The sequence below is a fragment of the Roseovarius sp. MBR-6 genome (assembly GCF_040547525.1).
GTDB lineage: Bacteria > Pseudomonadota > Alphaproteobacteria > Rhodobacterales > Rhodobacteraceae > Roseovarius.
Window position 1 is genome coordinate 222,856 of the sequence record NZ_JBEPPW010000002.1, and the last position, 17,058, is coordinate 239,913.

General features: G+C 65.0%; 18 protein-coding genes. 11 read left to right on the top strand and 7 right to left on the bottom strand.

Annotated elements, in window-relative coordinates; all coding sequences use genetic code 11:
• The first annotated feature begins 55 nt into the window (after nt 1-55).
• The 5 genes from leuC to leuB all read left to right on the top strand — a co-directional run bounded on the left by leuC (nt 56) and on the right by leuB (nt 5,384).
• Entirely contained in the window at nt 56-1,459 is a 1,404-nt protein-coding gene (leuC, locus tag ABIE57_RS03390) for a 3-isopropylmalate dehydratase large subunit (RefSeq protein WP_354537589.1), read from the top strand.
• Nucleotides 1,459-2,064, top strand: coding sequence for a 3-isopropylmalate dehydratase small subunit (gene leuD, locus ABIE57_RS03395; RefSeq protein ID WP_354537590.1), 606 nt, complete (start codon nt 1,459-1,461; stop codon nt 2,062-2,064). Before leuC ends, leuD begins: the two co-directional genes overlap by 1 nt.
• 300 nt (nt 2,065-2,364) lie before the next feature.
• The gene (locus ABIE57_RS03400) at nt 2,365-3,204 is read left to right on the top strand and encodes a hypothetical protein (RefSeq protein ID WP_354537591.1); all 840 of its coding nucleotides are present in this window, start codon (nt 2,365-2,367) and stop codon (nt 3,202-3,204) included.
• 62 nt (nt 3,205-3,266) lie between these two features.
• The gene (locus tag ABIE57_RS03405) at nt 3,267-4,202 is read left to right on the top strand and encodes an endonuclease/exonuclease/phosphatase family protein (protein ID WP_354537592.1); all 936 of its coding nucleotides are present in this window, start codon (nt 3,267-3,269) and stop codon (nt 4,200-4,202) included.
• 75 nt (nt 4,203-4,277) lie between these two features.
• Nucleotides 4,278-5,384: a 3-isopropylmalate dehydrogenase gene (gene leuB, locus ABIE57_RS03410; protein WP_354537593.1), complete on the top strand. Its 1,107-nt coding sequence runs from the start codon at nt 4,278-4,280 to the stop codon at nt 5,382-5,384.
• Between the two features lie 33 nt (nt 5,385-5,417).
• On the opposite strand, the gene ABIE57_RS03415 is transcribed toward leuB, so the two are convergent.
• Together ABIE57_RS03415 and ABIE57_RS03420 are read right to left on the bottom strand one after the other, a co-directional pair.
• Nucleotides 5,418-5,819, bottom strand: a complete 402-nt coding sequence (locus tag ABIE57_RS03415) for a c-type cytochrome (protein ID WP_354537594.1) — start codon at nt 5,817-5,819, stop codon at nt 5,418-5,420.
• 65 nt (nt 5,820-5,884) lie between these two features.
• A complete protein-coding gene (locus ABIE57_RS03420; protein ID WP_354537595.1) occupies nt 5,885-7,459 on the bottom strand; it encodes a lysine--tRNA ligase in 1,575 nt (524 codons plus the stop codon).
• A gap of 117 nt (nt 7,460-7,576) precedes the next feature.
• On the opposite strand from ABIE57_RS03420, the gene ABIE57_RS03425 reads away from it, so the two are divergent.
• The 6 genes from ABIE57_RS03425 (at nt 7,577) to ABIE57_RS03450 (ending at nt 11,681) form a co-directional block, all read left to right on the top strand.
• Nucleotides 7,577-8,002, top strand: a complete 426-nt coding sequence (locus ABIE57_RS03425) for a tellurite resistance TerB family protein (protein WP_354537596.1) — start codon at nt 7,577-7,579, stop codon at nt 8,000-8,002.
• A 70-nt stretch (nt 8,003-8,072) separates the two neighbouring features.
• Nucleotides 8,073-8,861, top strand: coding sequence for a ribose-5-phosphate isomerase RpiA (gene rpiA / locus ABIE57_RS03430; RefSeq protein WP_354537597.1), 789 nt, complete (start codon nt 8,073-8,075; stop codon nt 8,859-8,861).
• Nucleotides 8,862-8,907: 46 nt separating this feature from the next.
• Nucleotides 8,908-9,303 carry a 30S ribosome-binding factor RbfA gene (gene rbfA / locus ABIE57_RS03435; RefSeq protein ID WP_354537598.1) on the top strand — a complete coding sequence of 132 codons (396 nt, stop codon included), beginning with the start codon at nt 8,908-8,910 and terminating at the stop codon, nt 9,301-9,303.
• Nucleotides 9,304-9,400: 97 nt separating this feature from the next.
• The gene (locus tag ABIE57_RS03440) at nt 9,401-10,183 is read left to right on the top strand and encodes a phosphodiester glycosidase family protein (RefSeq protein WP_354537599.1); all 783 of its coding nucleotides are present in this window, start codon (nt 9,401-9,403) and stop codon (nt 10,181-10,183) included.
• A gap of 38 nt (nt 10,184-10,221) precedes the next feature.
• Nucleotides 10,222-11,127 carry a tRNA pseudouridine(55) synthase TruB gene (gene truB / locus ABIE57_RS03445; protein WP_354537600.1) on the top strand — a complete coding sequence of 302 codons (906 nt, stop codon included), beginning with the start codon at nt 10,222-10,224 and terminating at the stop codon, nt 11,125-11,127.
• Entirely contained in the window at nt 11,124-11,681 is a 558-nt protein-coding gene (locus tag ABIE57_RS03450; RefSeq protein WP_354537601.1) for a DUF1643 domain-containing protein, read from the top strand. Before truB ends, ABIE57_RS03450 begins: the two co-directional genes overlap by 4 nt.
• 85 nt (nt 11,682-11,766) lie before the next feature.
• Here ABIE57_RS03450 and ABIE57_RS03455 read toward each other — a convergent pair whose 3' ends face one another.
• The 5 genes from ABIE57_RS03455 to gor all read right to left on the bottom strand — a co-directional run bounded on the left by ABIE57_RS03455 (nt 11,767) and on the right by gor (nt 17,026).
• Nucleotides 11,767-13,185, bottom strand: coding sequence for a Do family serine endopeptidase (locus ABIE57_RS03455; protein ID WP_354537602.1), 1,419 nt, complete (start codon nt 13,183-13,185; stop codon nt 11,767-11,769).
• 181 nt (nt 13,186-13,366) lie between these two features.
• Nucleotides 13,367-13,564 (bottom strand): DUF2065 family protein, encoded by a 198-nt coding sequence (locus ABIE57_RS03460; protein WP_354537603.1) that lies wholly within the window; start codon nt 13,562-13,564, stop codon nt 13,367-13,369.
• Nucleotides 13,561-14,439, bottom strand: coding sequence for a protease modulator HflC (gene hflC, locus ABIE57_RS03465; protein ID WP_354537604.1), 879 nt, complete (start codon nt 14,437-14,439; stop codon nt 13,561-13,563). The genes ABIE57_RS03460 and hflC overlap by 4 nt, the downstream gene beginning before the upstream one ends.
• 2 nt (nt 14,440-14,441) lie before the next feature.
• Entirely contained in the window at nt 14,442-15,602 is a 1,161-nt protein-coding gene (gene hflK, locus ABIE57_RS03470) for an FtsH protease activity modulator HflK (RefSeq protein WP_354537605.1), read from the bottom strand.
• Nucleotides 15,603-15,631: 29 nt separating this feature from the next.
• On the bottom strand, nt 15,632-17,026 hold the full coding sequence (gene gor / locus ABIE57_RS03475) for a glutathione-disulfide reductase (protein WP_354537606.1): 1,395 nt from the start codon (nt 17,024-17,026) through the stop codon (nt 15,632-15,634).
• Nucleotides 17,027-17,058 lie beyond the last annotated feature (32 nt).

Here is a 17,058-nt window from a genome sequence, read left to right on the forward strand (position 1 = left end):
GGGCGCGCGCCGTTCACCCATCCGACCGCAGCCATTCAGCAACGGGAGAGGACGCATGTCCCCCAAGACACTCTATGACAAGATCTGGGATGCCCACGTGGCCCACGAGGCCGAGGACGGCACCTGCCTTCTCTATATCGACCGCCACCTTGTGCACGAGGTGACAAGCCCGCAAGCCTTTGAAGGGCTGCGGATGGCAGGCCGCAAGGTCCATGCCCCCGACAAGACCATTGCCGTGCCCGATCACAACGTGCCCACCACGCTTGACCGCGCCAATGCCGCCACCATGACCGAGGACAGCCGCATCCAGGTCGAGGCACTGGACACCAACGCGCGCGATTTCGGGATTCATTATTACCCCGTGTCGGATGTGCGACAGGGGATCGTGCATATTGTCGGCCCCGAACAGGGCTGGACCCTGCCCGGCATGACCGTGGTCTGCGGCGATAGTCATACGGCGACGCATGGGGCCTTCGGCGCGCTCGCGCATGGCATCGGCACATCTGAGGTCGAGCATGTGCTGGCCACGCAGACGCTCATTCAGCGCCGCGCCAAGAATATGAAGGTCGAGATCACCGGCAAGCTGCGCCCCGGCGTGACCGCCAAGGATATCACGCTTTCGGTGATCGGCGCGACCGGCACGGCGGGCGGCACCGGCCATGTCATCGAATATTGCGGCGAGGCCATTCGGGATCTGAGCATGGAGGGCCGCATGACGGTCTGCAACATGGCGATCGAGGGCGGCGCGCGCGCAGGGCTGATCGCGCCGGATGAAAAGACGTTTGAATACTGCAAGGGCCGGCCCCACGCGCCCAAGGGCGCGCAGTGGGAGGCGGCGCTCACCTGGTGGAAGACGCTCTATTCCGACGATGACGCGCATTGGGACAAGGTTGTGACGCTGCGGGCCGAGGACATTGCCCCCGTCGTGACCTGGGGCACCAGCCCCGAGGACGTGCTGCCGATCACTGCCAGCGTGCCTGATCCTTCGGATTTCAAGGGCGGCAAGGTCGAGGCGGCGCGCCGGTCGCTGGACTACATGGGCCTCAAGCCCGGCCAGAAACTCTCGGAGGTCGAGATCGACACGGTCTTTATCGGCTCCTGCACCAATGGCCGGATCGAGGATCTGCGCGCCGCCGCCGAAATCCTCAAGGGCAAGAAGATCGCCGTGAAACGGGCGATGGTCGTGCCCGGCTCGGGCCTTGTGCGCGCGCAGGCCGAGGAAGAGGGGCTGGCGGATATCTTCATCGAGGCCGGCTTTGAATGGCGGCTTGCGGGGTGCTCCATGTGCCTGGCGATGAACCCCGATCAACTTTCGCCCGGCGAGCGCTGCGCGGCCACATCGAACCGCAATTTCGAGGGCCGCCAGGGCCGCGGCGGGCGCACACATCTGATGTCGCCGGCCATGGCGGCGGCGGCGGCGGTGACCGGCAAATTGACCGATGTTCGGGAGATGATGTAATGGAAAAATTCACCAAACTCAGCGGCATCGCAGCACCCCTGCCGCTGATCAATGTCGATACCGACATGATCATCCCCAAGCAGTTCCTCAAGACGATCAAGCGCTCGGGGTTGGGGGTCAATCTCTTTGACGAGATGCGCTATGACGATGATGGCAACGAGATCCCCGATTTCGTGCTGAACAAGCCGCAATATCGCGAGGCGCAGATTCTTGTCGCGGGCGACAATTTCGGCTGTGGGTCGAGCCGCGAGCACGCCCCCTGGGCGATCCTCGATTTCGGCATCCGCTGCATCATCGCGCCGAGCTTTGCCGATATCTTCTACAACAACTGCTTCAAGAACGGCATCCTGCCGATTGCCCTGCCGCAAGAGCAGGTGGATGTGCTGATGCGCGAGGCCGAGAAGGGCGCCAATGCGCGCATCGAGGTCGATCTGGAGGCGCAGGCCGTCTCGACCTCCGACGGCGAGGTGTTTTCCTTCGAGGTGGACGCGTTCAAGAAGCACTGCCTGCTCGAAGGGCTCGACGATATCGGCCTGACGCTGGAGAAGGCCGCCGCGATCGAGGCGTTCGAGACACAGGCGGCACAGGCGCGGCCCTGGGTGTAATGTCAACCGGAGGGCGCGGCCTGCGCCCTCCGCTCTTGTGGCACACCGCGCGACAGCCACAAAATACGCTATTTCATGAGGTTATGCCGGGGTTTTACCCGAAGGTTGATGCATTGCTGCACCAACTACGCCATGAAATTGCCCGATATCTTGCGTTCTCCTTACCGGGTTATTGCGTTGTGAGGTGAAAGAGGGCAAAAATTGGGCAGGATTGAGGCAGACCGCCATAATTGGCGGAATAATGACGGGACAAGGGGGCGGCACCGCATCGCACCCGACCGGTATCAGAAGGAACGGGCAGTGGGCGCGCAAACCCCGGCAGCAATTTCTCGTGCGATCCTTGTCGCCGTGCTGGTGATGGTGCCCGCGCTCCTGTTGCCATTCACCAAGTCTGACACGGCGCAGATGGTCATGATATTCGCCGTCCTGGCCTCGGTTCTGACCTTCATCGAGTATAATTCCCGCTACCCGTCGATCGTCGAGTTCCGCTTCGCCCCGCCCTACAACCGGCTCAGGTTCTTAACGCTCGCTGCGATCCTCATAACGCTGTCGCTCATCATCCGCGGAGAGGTGGCCCCGACCAAGGCGACGATCCTGCTGACAAGCCTCGCGGACGGCCTTGGGGCGGCAGTGGATTTCCCGTATTCGCCGGTCGGCCTGATGGTCGTGATGTTGCCGCCTGACGCCGACCCGGCCCTCTTCGCACAGGTGCGGCGCGCTGCGGGCGTCTCCTACATGGCCTCTCTGGTGATGGTCCTGATTTTCCTGACGCTGGTGCGGTTTCACGGCTGGCCAAACCGCGGGAGCGGCTTCAATGTCTGGGTGAACATGCCGCTCTTCGATCCCACGGGGGGCGGTGACGTGGTGCACCGGATCGGGCGGGATGCGGGCCTCAACATGGTTCTGGGTTTCTTGCTGCCTTTCATCATACCTGCCATGGTTACGCTGGCGTCCTCGATTCTCGACCCGGTAACCATAACCGATCCGCACACCCTGATCTGGACAACAACGGCATGGGCCTTTCTTCCCGCAAGCCTGCTGATGCGCGGCATCGCCATGAGCCGGATCGCGGCCATGATCGAAGACAAACGCAAACGCACCTATACCGCGAAGGGGCCGGGCACCACGCAAGGCGTCTGAGCGCGCTTTGGCTGCTGATCCTTGTGCTGATCTCTGCGCCGCTGCACGCCGGAAGCGTCCGGGTGGCCACGTGGAACGTGGCCCTTGCCCGGCCCGGCCCCGGCCTTCTGCTGCGCGACATCCGGAGCGACGCGGACCCGCGCATGGCCGCGCTCGCGGATATTCTGGCCAAGGTCGCGCCGGATATCCTGCTGCTGCAAGGCGTGGACCATGACCGCGATCTGATGGCGCTCACCGCCCTGCGCGACCGGATTGCGCGGGCGGGGCCGGTCTATCCCCATGTCTTTGCGCCGCAGCCCAACAGCGGCTGGCCCACCGGGCTTGACATGGATGGCGACGGGCGGCGCGGGGGTCCCGGGGATGCCCAGGGCTATGGCGCGTTTTCCGGTCAGGGAGGCATGGCGCTTCTGTCGCGCCACCCCATCGACACGGGGGCCGCGCGCGACTGGAGCGCGCTTCTCTGGCGCGACCTTCCCGGCGCGCTCTTGCCGGAGGTGGATGGGCGGCCTTTCCCGTCTGAGGAGACGCAAGCCGTGCAGAGGCTCTCGTCGGTCGGGCATTGGGAAGTGTCGGTCACGCTGCCCGAGGGGCGGCTGACGATCCTTGCCTTTCACGCCGCGCCGCCGGTCTTTGACGGGCCGGAGGACCGCAACGGGCGGCGCAATGCCGACGAAATCCGTCTCTGGCAGCACATCCTCGACGGCCGGTTCGGTCCCGCGCCGGAACCGCCTTTCGTGATCGCGGGCGTGGCCAATCTTGACCCCGCGCGCGGCGAGGGACGGCACGAGGCGATCCGCGCGCTTCTGCGTGATCCGCGTGTGCAGGACCCGTTGCCGGACCTCGCCACAGCCCGGTGGCCGCAGACCGGCCCCTTGCGCGTGAGCTACCTCTTGCCCTCGGCGGATCTCACCGTCACCGATGCGGGCCTGCACCCTACGCCCGAGGACGATCCGACCGGCCCTCACCGCCTTGTCTGGGTGGACCTCACGATCGACTGAGCGCACCCATTCTTGACCCCGCCGCGCGCGGGGGATAGGCCATCGGACAATCAAACACCCAAGAGGACAGACCCCATGCCCAACCCCTCGCTTCTCATCCTGCCCGGTGACGGAATCGGCCCCGAAGTCATGGCCGAGGTGCGCCGCATCATCGACTGGTTCGGTGCCAAACGCGGCATCGCCTTTGACGTGAGCGAGGATCTGGTCGGCGGTTGTGCCTATGACAAGCACGGCACGCCGCTGCACGACGACACCATGGCCCGCGCGCAGGAGGTGGACGCGGTGCTGCTCGGGGCCGTTGGCGGGCCGCAATATGACAGCCTCGATTTCAGCGTGAAGCCCGAGCGCGGCCTTCTGCGCCTGCGCAAGGAAATGGACCTCTATGCCAACCTGCGGCCTGCGCAATGCTTTGATGCGCTCGCCGATTTCTCCTCGCTCAAGCGCGACGTGGTGGCCGGTCTCGACATCATGATCGTGCGCGAACTGACGAGCGGCGTCTACTTCGGAGAGCCGCGCGGCGTGATCCGCGAGGGCAACGAGCGCGTCGGCATCAACACGCAACGCTATACCGAATCCGAGATCGCCCGCGTCGCGCGCTCGGCCTTCGAGTTGGCGCGCAAACGCTCGAACAAGGTCTGTTCGATGGAGAAGGCCAATGTGATGGAATCCGGCGTGCTCTGGCGCGAGGTGGTGACCGAGGTGCATCAGGCCGAGTATCCCGATGTGGAGCTCAGCCACATGTATGCCGACGCGGGCGCGATGCAGCTGACCCGCTGGCCCAAACAATTCGACGTGATCGTGACCGACAACCTCTTTGGCGATCTGCTGTCGGACCTTGCGGCGATGCTGACGGGCTCTCTGGGGATGCTGCCCTCGGCCTCGCTCGGGGCACCGATGGCCAATGGCCGGCCCAAGGCGCTTTACGAGCCGGTGCATGGCTCCGCCCCCGACATCGCAGGGCAAGGCAAAGCCAACCCCATTGCCTGCATCCTCAGCTTTGCCATGGCGCTGCGCTATTCCTTCGATCTGGGCGACGAGGCCGCGCGCGTGGAAGCGGCTGTGGAAAAGGTGCTGGCAGACGGCGTGCGCACCGGTGATCTGATGGGGCCGGACGGCGGCACGCCGGTCTCCACTGTCGAGATGGGCGACGCGATCCTCGCCGCACTCGACGCAAGCCTCTGAGGCAAAGGGGCGCTGGCCGCAGCGGTCGGCGCCCTACCCCTCCTGAATGCTCTCCAGATAGGCCAGAAGCGCGGCCAGCGGGCGCGGCGTCGGCGTGAGCACCCCGTCGCCCACATCCACCGGCACCGTATCCCCGCGCAAGAGCAGGCCGAATTCCGGCATCTCCTGCCCCGGCAGGCCGGTGCGGTCATAGCCGTCGATCACCGAGAGGACCCGCGCGCGCGGGAACGCCCCGTTGCCAAGCCGCGTCAGGTCAGAAGGCGGAGGGACCATCCCCTTGGCCCATGGCCCGTCGCCCCGGCCGCCCGCGCCGTGGCATTGCGCGCAGTTCGCGGCAAAGAGCGCCGCGCCCTCCGCAGGCTCGGGCATCGAGACCGCCTGAACGCAGGCGGCAAGGCCAAGGGCGGTCATCAGGGTGACAAGGGGATACTGCATCGCGGGCCTCATGCTCTTTTGCACCGGAGGCTACCAAGCCCCCGGCGCGCGCGCAATGATCCGCGTCAAGCCATCTCGCCCGCCAGCGCCCGGTTGATGAGCGCCACGGTCTCTTCCACGCCGTAAAGGGCGATGAACCCGCCGAACCGTGGCCCCTGAGAAGCCCCGAGCAGCACCTCGTAAAGCGCGGTGAACCAGTCGCGCAATGGCTCGAACCGGTCGCGTCCGACGTCGTAGACGATGCCTTGCAGCGTCTCGTCGTCGCGCGCGCCCTCATGCGCGGCAAGCCGGTCGCGCAGATCGATGAGCGCCTCGCGCTCCAGATCGGTGGGCGCGCGATAAACCTTGTGCGGCGCCACGAAATCCTCGTAATAGCGCACCGCACCGCCCGCCGCCGCGTCAAGATCGGGATGCGTCTCGGGGCTGGCCTCGGGCGCATAGCGGCGGATAAAGCCCCAGAGCGTGGCCTTGTCCTGCGCGGCAGAGACCGAGGCGAGGTTCAGGAGCATCGAGAAGGGCACGACCATACGGCTCTCGGGCACGTCGCCGTTGTGGATGTGATGCACCGGATTGTTGAGGCGCTGCGTGATGTCCTGCCCGGCATAGGCGCGCAATTGCTGGTGGTATTCGTCCAGCGCCTTGGGAATAACGTCGAAATAGAGCCGCTTGGCCGTCTTGGGCTTTTGATACATGAAATAGCTCAGGGATTCCGTCGCGGCATAGCGCAGCCATTCGTCGATCGAGATCCCGTTGCCGCTCGACTTGGAAATCTTCTGCCCGGTCTCGTCGAGGAACAGCTCATAGGTGAAATGCTCCGGCGCGCGTTCCCCAAGCGCCCGGCAGATGCCGTCATAAATGGGCGTGTTGGTGGAGTGGTCCTTGCCATACATCTCGAAATCGACGCCAAGCGCGGCCCAGCGCGCACCGAAATCCGGCTTCCATTGCAGTTTCACATGCCCGCCCGTCACCGGCAGCGTCCATTCGCGCCCCGTCTCGTCGTCAAAGGTGATCTCGCCCTTCACGCCATCGACATGCTTCATCGGCACGTACAGGACGCGGCCCGTCTCGGGGTGGATCGGCAGGAAGATCGAATAGGTCTGCCGCCGCTCCTCGCGCAGGGATTTCAGCATGATCGCCATGATCGCGTCATAGCGTTCGGCGGCGCGGCGCAGCACCTCGTCGAACTGCCCCGAGCGGTAGAACTCGGTGGCGGAAATGAACTCATACTCGAAGCCGAACGTATCGAGAAACCGCCGCAGCATGGCGTTGTTGTGCGCGCCAAAGCTGTCATGGGTGCCGAACGGGTCGGGCACGCTTGTCAGCGGTTTTTGCAGGTGTTCGCGCAAGGCGTCCTGATTTGGCACGTTGCCCGGCACCTTGCGCATCCCGTCAAGATCGTCGGAAAAACAGATCATCCGCGTCGGAATATCGCTGATCGCCTCGAAGGCGCGGCGGATCATCGTGGTGCGCAGCACCTCGCCGAACGTGCCGATATGCGGCAGGCCAGAGGGGCCATAGCCCGTCTCGAAAAGCACATGGCCCTTTTCGGGCGGGGCGTTCTCATAGCGTTTGAGCACCCGGCGCGCTTCCTCGAATGGCCAGGCTTTCGATTGCATCGCGGCGTCGCGCAGATCGGACATTGCTCAAACTCCAGATTTTCCGTGCGGGGACAGGACCGCGCGGCTTCGCGCTACCTATTGCCGGGACGCAAGACAGTCAATATTCTGCGCCGCAACATCACCCCTGAAAGGCATCCCATGTCCGATCCCGTCCCCCATCCGCTCAGCCCCGAGGATTGCCTCGTGGCGGTGATGATTGCCGTCTCGGCCTCGGACGAGGACATGCGCACCGCCGAGCTTGTCAAGATCGAGAGCCAGATCAACAACCTGCCGGTTTTTGCCAATTACGATCTCGACCGGCTGCGGGTCATGTCGCAAACGGTCTTTGACCTGTTTTCGGTCGAGGACGGACTTGACGCGCTCTTCGGTCTTGTCCGCGCCAACCTGCCTGAACGCCTCTACGAGACCGCCTATGCGCTTGCCTGTGATGTCGCTGCCGCCGACGGCACGCTCAACGACCGCGAATTGCGCCTGCTCGAGGAAATGCGCTACGAGTTGAACATCGACCGGCTGCACGCAGCGGCCATCGAGCGCGCGGCGCGCGCGCGTCACATGACCGTCTGAGCGCGATTGCCCCTCGCGCCGCGCGGCCATCACGCCTATAAGACCGGGCAAAACCACGCGGAGATGTCCCATGACCGGAGAATTGTCCCCCATCGACAAGGCCAAGTTCGTCGCCGCCAAACGCTCGGTCGATTATATCGAGGACGGGATGCGCGTGGGTCTCGGCACCGGCTCCACCGCTGCGTGGATGGTGCGCTGTCTGGGAGAGCTGGTGCGCGAGGACGGTCTCAGGATCAAGGGTGTGCCCACCTCCACCCGCACCGCTGAACTGGCCCGCGAGGTCGGCATCGAGGTGATCAGCCTCGACGAGGCGAAATGGCTTGATGTGACGATCGACGGCGCGGACGAGTTCGACGTCAATCTCAACCTGATCAAGGGCGGCGGCGGCGCGCTATTGCAGGAAAAGATCGTCGCCACCGCCAGCGACCAGATGATCGTGATCGCCGATATCGGCAAGGAGGTCGAGACACTCGGCGCCTTTCCGCTCCCGGTCGAGATCATCCCATTCGGCTGGCAGACAACGAAATCGCTGGTCGAGGAACTCTTGATCAACATGGACGTGCTGGGCCGCGACGCCACGCTGCGCATGAACGGCGACCGGCCCTTCATCACCGATGAGGGAAATTACATCGTCGACCTGCATCTTGCCCGCATCGGCAACCCGCATCAGCTTGCCATGGCGCTCAACCAGATGCCCGGGGTGGTCGAGAACGGCCTGTTCCTCGATATATGCGACGTTGTGATCCTCGGCTTCGGCGACGGGCGGGTCGAGACGCGCGACATCAACGACGGCACCGTGTCCGAGGACCGGATCGACTTTGTCGAAAGCGAGAATCTTTTCACCGATCTCGGCGATTGAGCCTTGCCCGCTTGGCATGGCGTGTTCCAGGGATTAGATGCGCCTCATGGCACGACACCAGACACATGACGGCCCCGGCCCCTCGCAACGGCAGTTGCGCGTCGGAGAGCTGATCCGCCGCACCCTGTCGGAGGTGCTGATGCGGGGCGATATCCACGATCCCGAGTTGAACCGCCTGTCGATCACCGTGGGCGAAGTGCGCTGTTCGCCCGATCTCAAGATCGCCACCGCCTTTGTCATGCCGCTTGGCGGGCGGGGGGCGGAGGACGCGGTCACGCTGCTGGCGCGCAACAAATCCGAATTGCGCCGCATCATCGGGCGCAAGGCGGGGCTGAAATTCACCCCCGATCTGCGCTTTCGCCTCGATGAGACGTTTGACCAGATGGACGAGACGCGGCGGCTTTTCGCAGAGGACAAGGTGCGCCGGGATGTGGAGGGGTAAAGGCCCCGGCCTGCGGCAAGCGCGCGTCATTGTCCGGCTTGACCGGGCAATCTCGTGGGTCGGGCTGTGGCCGGAGATGCTCCGGTCAAGCCGGAGCATGACGGGCACAGGCGGGACAGGACCGCGCGCGCTTGCCTCTGCGCTTCTGGCCGCGCTTGTTCTGCTCGCCCCCCTCCCCGCCGCCGCCTTCTGCCGCGCCATCACCTTTGAGGGTGCAGGCTATACGCTCTGCGGGGCCGATGCCGCGCGCGACGATATCCGCCTCTTTCTCAATGACCCGACGCGCGATACGCCGCTTGGCAGTTTCGCCAATATCGACCGGCAGCTGAAACCCGAGGGCAAGCGCCTTGCCTTCGCCATGAACGGCGGCATGTATCACGCCGACAGACGCCCCGTCGGCCTTCATGTCGAGGCAGGACAGGAGATAGCGCCCCTCGTCACCTCCGCAGGGCCGGGCAACTTCGGGATGTTGCCCAACGGCGTGTTCTGCGTGACCGGCACCACCGCCCATGTCATTGAAACGCGCCGCTTCGCGCGTGAGGCCCCCACCTGCCGCTTTGCCACGCAATCGGGGCCGATGCTGGTGATCGACGGCGCGCTCCACCCCCGCTTCCTCGAGGAGAGCGACAGCCGCCATATCCGCAACGGTGTCGGCACCTCGGCTGACGGGCGGCGCGTGTGGTTTCTCATCTCCGACGCGCCGGTGAATTTCCACCGCTTCGCCCGCGTTTTCCGCGACCACCTCGGCGCGCCACAGGCGCTCTATCTCGATGGCAAGGTGTCACGGCTCCACGCGCCGGGGCTTGCGCGCTCCGATCTCGGGTTTCCGCTCGGGCCGATGGTGGGCGTGGTGGTTGACGGCGGGACTGCACTGGACTAGGCGCTCGACCCTGATCTGAAGACAACAAGGGACCGGACATGGCACGAAAGCCAAAGGGGCGCGACCTTTCGGGATGGCTGGTGGTGGACAAGCCTGCGGGCCTCACCTCCACCGCCGTCGTCAACAAGGTCAAGTGGGCGCTTGAGGCGCGCAAGGCGGGCCATGCCGGCACGCTCGACCCGGAGGCGACCGGCGTTCTGGCTATCGCGCTTGGCGAGGCGACCAAGACCGTCCCCTATATCACCGACGCGCTCAAGGCCTATCGCTTTACCGTGCGGTTCGGGCAGGCGACCAATACCGACGATGCCGAGGGCGAGGTGATGGCGACAAGCGACGCGCGCCCCAGCGATGACGCGATCAAGGCCGCACTCGGGGCCTTCGTGGGCGAGATCATGCAGGTTCCGCCGCGCTTTTCCGCCGTCAAGATCGACGGTGAACGCGCCTACAAGCGCGCCCGCGACGGCGAGGAATTCGAGGTCGCGGCCCGACCGCTCTGGGTCGAGGAACTGCTGCTTGTGGACCGGCCCGATGATGATACGGCCGTGCTCGACATGGTCTGCGGCAAGGGCGGATATGTCCGCTCCATCGCCCGCGATCTTGGCGAGGCGCTCGGCTGTTTCGGCCATGTGGTCACGCTGCGCCGTCTCTGGTCCGGGCCGTTCGACGCCGAGGACGGGGTGAGCCTCGAGACGATCGAGGCACTGGCCCGCACCGGCGATCTGGACACCTATATTCGTCCGCTGGAGGAGGGGCTTTCGGATCTGCCCATGGTCACCGCCACGCCCGAAGGCGCGGCGCGGCTGCGCAACGGCAATCCCGGCATGGTGATCGCCAGCGATGTTGACTATGGCGAGGAATGCTGGGCCGCGCTCGACGGTCGCGCGCTTGCGGTGGGACACTACAAGGCGGGCGAATTGCACCCCGTGCGCGTCTTCAACCGATGAGCGCCCCCGAGGACCGGCACGACCCCGGCGGCAAGGTGCGGCTGCGCCTGCCCGACGGGGTGATCGGCGGTGCGACCTTCTCGCCTTGCGGGCGCTACCGGCAGGCTCTGACCCGCGACTGGACACACGAAGGCGTGCAGCCCCGCGCCGTGCTCTTTGTGGGCATGAACCCCTCGGTGGCCAGCGCCGAGGTCTCTGATCCCACCTGTCACCGCGAATTGAGCTTTGCGCGCGACTGGGGCTTTACCCGCTATCTCAAGGGCAATGTGCTGGACTGGCGCGCGACCTCGCCGCGCGACCTGCCCGCGCCGGACCTCGCGTGCAGCCCGGCCAATATCCCCGCGCTCCTCGCCATGGCCGAAGAGGCCGAGTTGATCGTCATGGCCTATGGCAAGCTGCACGCGCGCTATGGCGGGATCGTGCGCGCGGCCACACTCGCCCTGGCCGCAACAGGCCGCCCGCTACGGTGCTTCGGCCTCAACAAGGACGGCTCGGCCAGGCACCCGCTCTATCTGCGCAAGGATGCGGCGCTGGTGCCGTTTTCGATCGCATAGCGGATCGGCTCACCCGACATCATGCCCCCGGAACGCAAAAGGCCCCCGAACGGAGGGCCTTTCACAAGACTGGACGCGGTTGCGCCTAGTCCTCGATCCCGAGCGCCACAAAGCGCGGATCGCCCCCCCGCCGCACCAACAGCAGGAGGGACCGCCGCCCCGCCTCGCGCGCCTCGGCGATGCGGGCATCCATGTCGGCGATGCTTGCCACCTTCTGCTGGCCCGCTTCGGTGATCACGTCACCCGCGCGCAGGCCCTTCTCGAAGGCTTCGGATGCCTCGTCGACGCCCGTCACGACCAGCCCGGTCACGCTGCTGTCAAGCTCAAGCTGCCCGCGCACCTCGTCATCGAGCGGTTGGAGCGTCACCCCAAAGACGGATTTCTCCTCGGGTGCCTCCGGCGCGCCGCCGGGCTGCACCACCGGGATCGCGCCTTCGGCTTCCTCACGACGGCCAAGCGTCACCCGCAGCGTCTGCGTCTTGCCCTCGCGGAACACGATCACGCGCACGGTCTTGCCCACCTCGGTATTGCCCACCTGCCGCACAAGGCTGCGGGTGTCGGCCACGTCACGCCCGTCAAAGGACGTGATCACGTCGCCCGAGAGCATCCCGGCCTCCGCCGCCGGCCCCTCGGGCACATCGGTCACAAGGGCGCCTGCGGCCTTTTCCAGCCCCATGGCCTCGGCCACGTCCGGGGTCACGTCCTGAATGCGCACACCCAGCCAGCCACGCCGCGTCTCGCCGAATTCCTGCAACTGCGCGACCACCTGCTTGACCACGTTCGCGGCCATGGAAAACCCGATCCCGATGGATCCGCCCGTGGGGCTCAGGATCGCGGTGTTGACGCCCACGACCTCGCCATCGAGGTTGAAGAGCGGCCCACCCGAATTGCCCCGATTGATCGCCGCATCGGTCTGGATGTAATCGTCATAGGTTCCCGACAGCGCGCGATTGCGCGCCGAGACAATCCCGGCGGAGAGCGAAAAGCCCTGCCCCAGCGGGTTGCCCATGGCGAGCACCCAATCGCCCACACGCGCGGTGTCGCTGTCGCCGAACGTCACGTAGGGCAACGGCGTGTCGCTCTCGACCTTCAAGACCGCGATGTCGGTCTTGGGGTCCGTGCCGATGACCTTGGCGGGCAAGGTCTTGCCCGAGAAGAACTCGATGTTGATCTCGTCCGCGCCCTCGATCACGTGGTTGTTCGTGACCACGAAACCGTCCTCGGAAATGACAAAGCCCGACCCAAGCGCCGAGGACCGCCGTGGCCGGTTGCCCTCCTCCATCTGGTCGCGGAACCGCTCGAAGAAATCCTCGAAGGGCGAGCCTTCGGGCACCAACGGGCTTGCACCGGCATCGCCCTCGACCATCGTCGAGGTGGTAATATTGACCACCGAGGGGCTGACCTTCTGCGCCAGATCGGCGAAACTTTCAGGGCGCGCCTGCGCGATCATCGCCTGAGCGATCAAGAGCCCGATGCTCAATGCCAGCAGCCACAGGGCGCGCATCGGACCCTGCATCGGTCGTGTTGCGCTAATTACAGATTTGCTCACTCCGAACTCTCCTTTGATCAATTCCGGCTCTCGCCGGTCTGACTCAGCGTGCATGAGGGAATGTAGGGTCGCACGGGTCAATCGCAAAGCCCCTGCCATCGTGTCACCCCTATGTGATCCTCATGACACGCGAAAATCAAGCGCCAAGCGCCTTGGCGACCCAGATGAGCGCCAACCCCGTCACCAGCGCCAACAGACCCAGAAGCCGCCGCGCCTCGGGTGGGATCGCCGCCAGCGCCACAAGCATCTGCTCTACAAGCGAAGGGGCCAGCGCATAGACCAGCCCCTCCACAAGCAGCACCAGCCCGAGGGCCAGAAGCGCCGTTTCGATCATTCGGTGCCGCTGCCCGACCGGAAGTAATCGAAAAACTCGCCGTCCGGGGTCATCACCAGCATCGAGTTTTCACCCCCGAGCGATTTTTCGTAGGCTTCCATCGAGCGGTAGAAGGCAAAGAACTCCGGGTCCGCGCCAAAGGCTTCGGCAAACACCGCGTTGCGCTCTGCATCGGCCTCGCCCCGGATCACCTGCGCCTGCCGTTCGGCATCCGACAGCGTCTCGGTCACGGTCCGGTCAGCCAGGGCGCGCACCCGCTGCGCGGCCTCGTTACCACGCGCGATCTCGTCTGCGGCTTCGCGTTCACGCTCGGCGCGCATCCGCGCGAAAGTGGCTTCAAGGTTCTGATCGGGCAGGTTGGTCTGCTTCAGGCGCACATCGACCACGTCAAGACCAAGACCCTCCGCGCTGCGCTGCGCCTGCTGCCGAATGCGCAGCATCAGGCTGCGCCGTTCCTCTGACAGAATCGTGTCCGACGTCACCTGATCGGCACCCAGCACTTCGCGGATCTGCGCATTGAGGATCGACGACAGCCGGTCTTCGGCCATGCGGATACCGCCGACGCCGACCGCCTGACGGAACTGGACCACGTCACGAATCCGGTAGCGCGCGAAGGCATCGACCACCAGACGGCGGTCATCCGAGGGCGTCACCTCGATCGTGTCGGTATCGAGCGACAGGATACGGGCGTCATAGCGCACGACTTCCTGAATGAACGGGATCTTGAAGTTCAGCCCCGGCTCTTCCTTCACGGACTTGATCTGGCCAAATTGCAGCACCAGCGCCTTTTCGCGCTCGTCCACGACGAAGATGGACGACAGCCCGAGGAAAATCGCGACGACAAAAAACGGAAGGATGAATTTACCCTTACCCATGATCAATTCCCCCCTGCATTCGGATTGCTGCGACGCAGCTCATTGAGCGGCAGATATGGCACGATGCCGCTGCCGCCAGTGCCGCCATCGCCACCCAGAACCGCATTGTCCAGAATCGTCTTGTCGATTCCACCCAGAACCCGCTCCATCGTTTCGATATAAAGACGGCGGCGCGTGACCTCGGGTGCCTTGGAATATTCCGTGAGAACCGACGTAAAGCGGCTCGCATCACCCTGTGCCTCGTTGACCACGCGGGCACGGTAGCCCTCGGAGTCCTCGAGGATCTGCGCGGCCTGACCACGCGCCTCGGCCAGCACACGGTTGGCATAGGCATCGGCCTGACGTTGCAGACGGTCGCGCTCCTGCTCGGCGGCCTGCACTTCGCGGAAGCTGTCGATCACCTCGCCGGGCGGATCGGCTCTGTCGAGGTTGAGGCGAACAATCTGAATGCCGCTATTATACTCGTCCATCGTTTCCTGAATGTTGGCCATCGCCGTATCGGCGATGATTCCGCGATCCCGGTTGAGGATCGGCGACAGGTTCGACGCGGCGATGATCTCGCGCATGACCGATTCGGACACCGCCTGCACCGTCAGCTGCGGGTCGCGGATATTGAACAGAACCTTGGACGGGTCGGAAATGTTCCAGACGACCTGAAAGTCGATATCGACGATATTGGCATCGGTGGTCAGCATCAGCCCCTCTTCGCGCCCGCCGACCCGCCGTCCGATATCCTCGGTGCGTTCCGAGGTTACGTTCACGATCTCGGCCGAGACGACCGGCCACGGGGCAAAGTTCAGACCCGGATTGCCGGTCTTGTAGTATTTGCCAAGAAACAACTCGACGGATTGCTCTTCCGGCTTGACGGTGTAGAGGCTGGAAAACACCCAAAGCGCGACCGCGCCAAGCGCCGCAAGGCCAATCGTGCCCTTGCCGAATTTCGGTCCCTCTCCGCCGCCGCCTGCGCCGCCCCGGCCGCCGCCGCCGCGCCCGCCCATCAGCACGCGCAACTGGTCCTGACCCTTGCGCACCAGATCTTCGATCTCGGGGAGTTGCGAGCCGCCTTCGGGCGGTCGCCTGCCGCCACCGGGCGGGCGCCGGTCGTCATCGCCACCGCGATTGCCGCCTCCACCGCCCCACGGGCCACCATTGTTTCCAGCCATGAACATCTTCCCTTGTTGTATCTGCCGTTTCACGGGCTTGTGTCTAACCTGTGCAGGACGCCCGAGAAATCAAGCTGTCGCACCGGTGTTTTCATCGTCACGATCTCTTCCGACATGGTCGGATGCACCGCGACGGTGCGGTCGAAATCCTCTTTGGTCGCGCCCATCTTGACCGCAATTCCGGCCAACTGGATCATCTCGCCCGCGCCGGGGGCGACGATATGACATCCCAGCACGCGGCGCGTCTCGGCGCAGACCACCAGCTTCATCAACACCCGCGTGGCGCGCCCGGCAAAGCTCTCGCGCATCGGCTTGAACGAGGTGGCGTAGATTTCCACCGGTCCACGCTCGCGCGCCTCTTCCTCCGAGAGGCCCACGGTGCCCATCTCGGGCTGGGTAAAGATCGCCGTCGGGATCAGGTCGTGATCAACCGGAGTCGGGTTGCCGCCAAACACCGTCTCGACAAAGGCCATGCCCTCGCGGATCGCCACCGGCGTCAGGTTGACCCGGTCGGTCACGTCGCCGATGGCATAGATCGAGGGCACGCTGGTCTGGCTATAGTCATCGACCACGATCTCGCCCTTGCGCCCCACCGTGACACCCGCCGCCTCCAGCCCCAGATCGCGCGTGTTGGGCGCACGGCCCGTGGCAAAGAGCACCTGCTCAAAGACCGCTTCCTGCCCGTTGGTCCCGCAGACACGGTAGCCGCCGTCAACCGGCTCCATCTCGGCGATATTCGTGCCCAGATGCAGGTTGACCCCGGACTGGATCATCTCGTCCGAGACAAGCCCGCGCGCCTCCTCGTCAAAGCCGCGCAACACCTGCGCGCCGCGATAGAATTGCGTGACCGCAACGCCCAGCCCGTTGAGGATGCAGGCAAACTCGCAGGCGATATAGCCGCCGCCGATGATCAGCATGGATTTCGGCAGCCGCTCCATCAGAAACAGATCGTCGCTCACCATCGCGTGCTCGGCCCCCGGCAGATCGGGCTTGACCGGATGGCCGCCGGTGGCAATCAGAATGTGCCGCGCGCTCAGCCGCGTGCCGTCCGCCAACTCGACCGTGTGCGGATCAGCGAGCCGCGCGCGCATGTCGAAGGTCTCGACGCCATTGTTGCGCAGGATGCCGCGATAGACGCCTTCCAGCCGGTCCAGCTCGGCGTGGAGCTTGGTTCGGAACGCGCTCCAGTCGAACGCCCCTTGCGTCACCTCCCAACCATAGGCGCGCGCCTCGGCGATGGCGTCGGGAAATTCGGACGCAAAGACCATCAGCTTTTTCGGCACGCAGCCCCGGATCACGCAGGTGCCGCCATAGCGGCTCTCCTCGGCCAAAGCGACCTTCGCGCCGCCCTGCGCGGCCACGCGCGCCGCGCGCACCCCGCCAGAGCCGCCGCCAATCACGAAAAGGTCGTAGTCGAATGCCATGCCAATCGGCTCCTTTTCCTGCCCTTGGCTGA

Coding starts and splice junctions, on each gene's coding strand:
- leuC (WP_354537589.1), top strand. CDS start 56: ATGTCCCCCAAGACACTCTATGACAAGATCTGGGATGCCCACGTGGCC.
- leuD (WP_354537590.1), top strand. CDS start 1,459: ATGGAAAAATTCACCAAACTCAGCGGCATCGCAGCACCCCTGCCGCTG.
- leuB (WP_354537593.1), top strand. CDS start 4,278: ATGCCCAACCCCTCGCTTCTCATCCTGCCCGGTGACGGAATCGGCCCC.
- ABIE57_RS03415 (WP_354537594.1), bottom strand. CDS start 5,819: ATGCAGTATCCCCTTGTCACCCTGATGACCGCCCTTGGCCTTGCCGCC.
- ABIE57_RS03420 (WP_354537595.1), bottom strand. CDS start 7,459: ATGTCCGATCTGCGCGACGCCGCGATGCAATCGAAAGCCTGGCCATTC.
- ABIE57_RS03425 (WP_354537596.1), top strand. CDS start 7,577: ATGTCCGATCCCGTCCCCCATCCGCTCAGCCCCGAGGATTGCCTCGTG.
- rpiA (WP_354537597.1), top strand. CDS start 8,073: ATGACCGGAGAATTGTCCCCCATCGACAAGGCCAAGTTCGTCGCCGCC.
- rbfA (WP_354537598.1), top strand. CDS start 8,908: ATGGCACGACACCAGACACATGACGGCCCCGGCCCCTCGCAACGGCAG.
- ABIE57_RS03440 (WP_354537599.1), top strand. CDS start 9,401: ATGACGGGCACAGGCGGGACAGGACCGCGCGCGCTTGCCTCTGCGCTT.
- truB (WP_354537600.1), top strand. CDS start 10,222: ATGGCACGAAAGCCAAAGGGGCGCGACCTTTCGGGATGGCTGGTGGTG.
- ABIE57_RS03450 (WP_354537601.1), top strand. CDS start 11,124: ATGAGCGCCCCCGAGGACCGGCACGACCCCGGCGGCAAGGTGCGGCTG.
- ABIE57_RS03455 (WP_354537602.1), bottom strand. CDS start 13,185: ATGCGCGCCCTGTGGCTGCTGGCATTGAGCATCGGGCTCTTGATCGCT.
- ABIE57_RS03460 (WP_354537603.1), bottom strand. CDS start 13,564: ATGATCGAAACGGCGCTTCTGGCCCTCGGGCTGGTGCTGCTTGTGGAG.
- hflC (WP_354537604.1), bottom strand. CDS start 14,439: ATGGGTAAGGGTAAATTCATCCTTCCGTTTTTTGTCGTCGCGATTTTC.
- hflK (WP_354537605.1), bottom strand. CDS start 15,602: ATGGCTGGAAACAATGGTGGCCCGTGGGGCGGTGGAGGCGGCAATCGC.
- gor (WP_354537606.1), bottom strand. CDS start 17,026: ATGGCATTCGACTACGACCTTTTCGTGATTGGCGGCGGCTCTGGCGGG.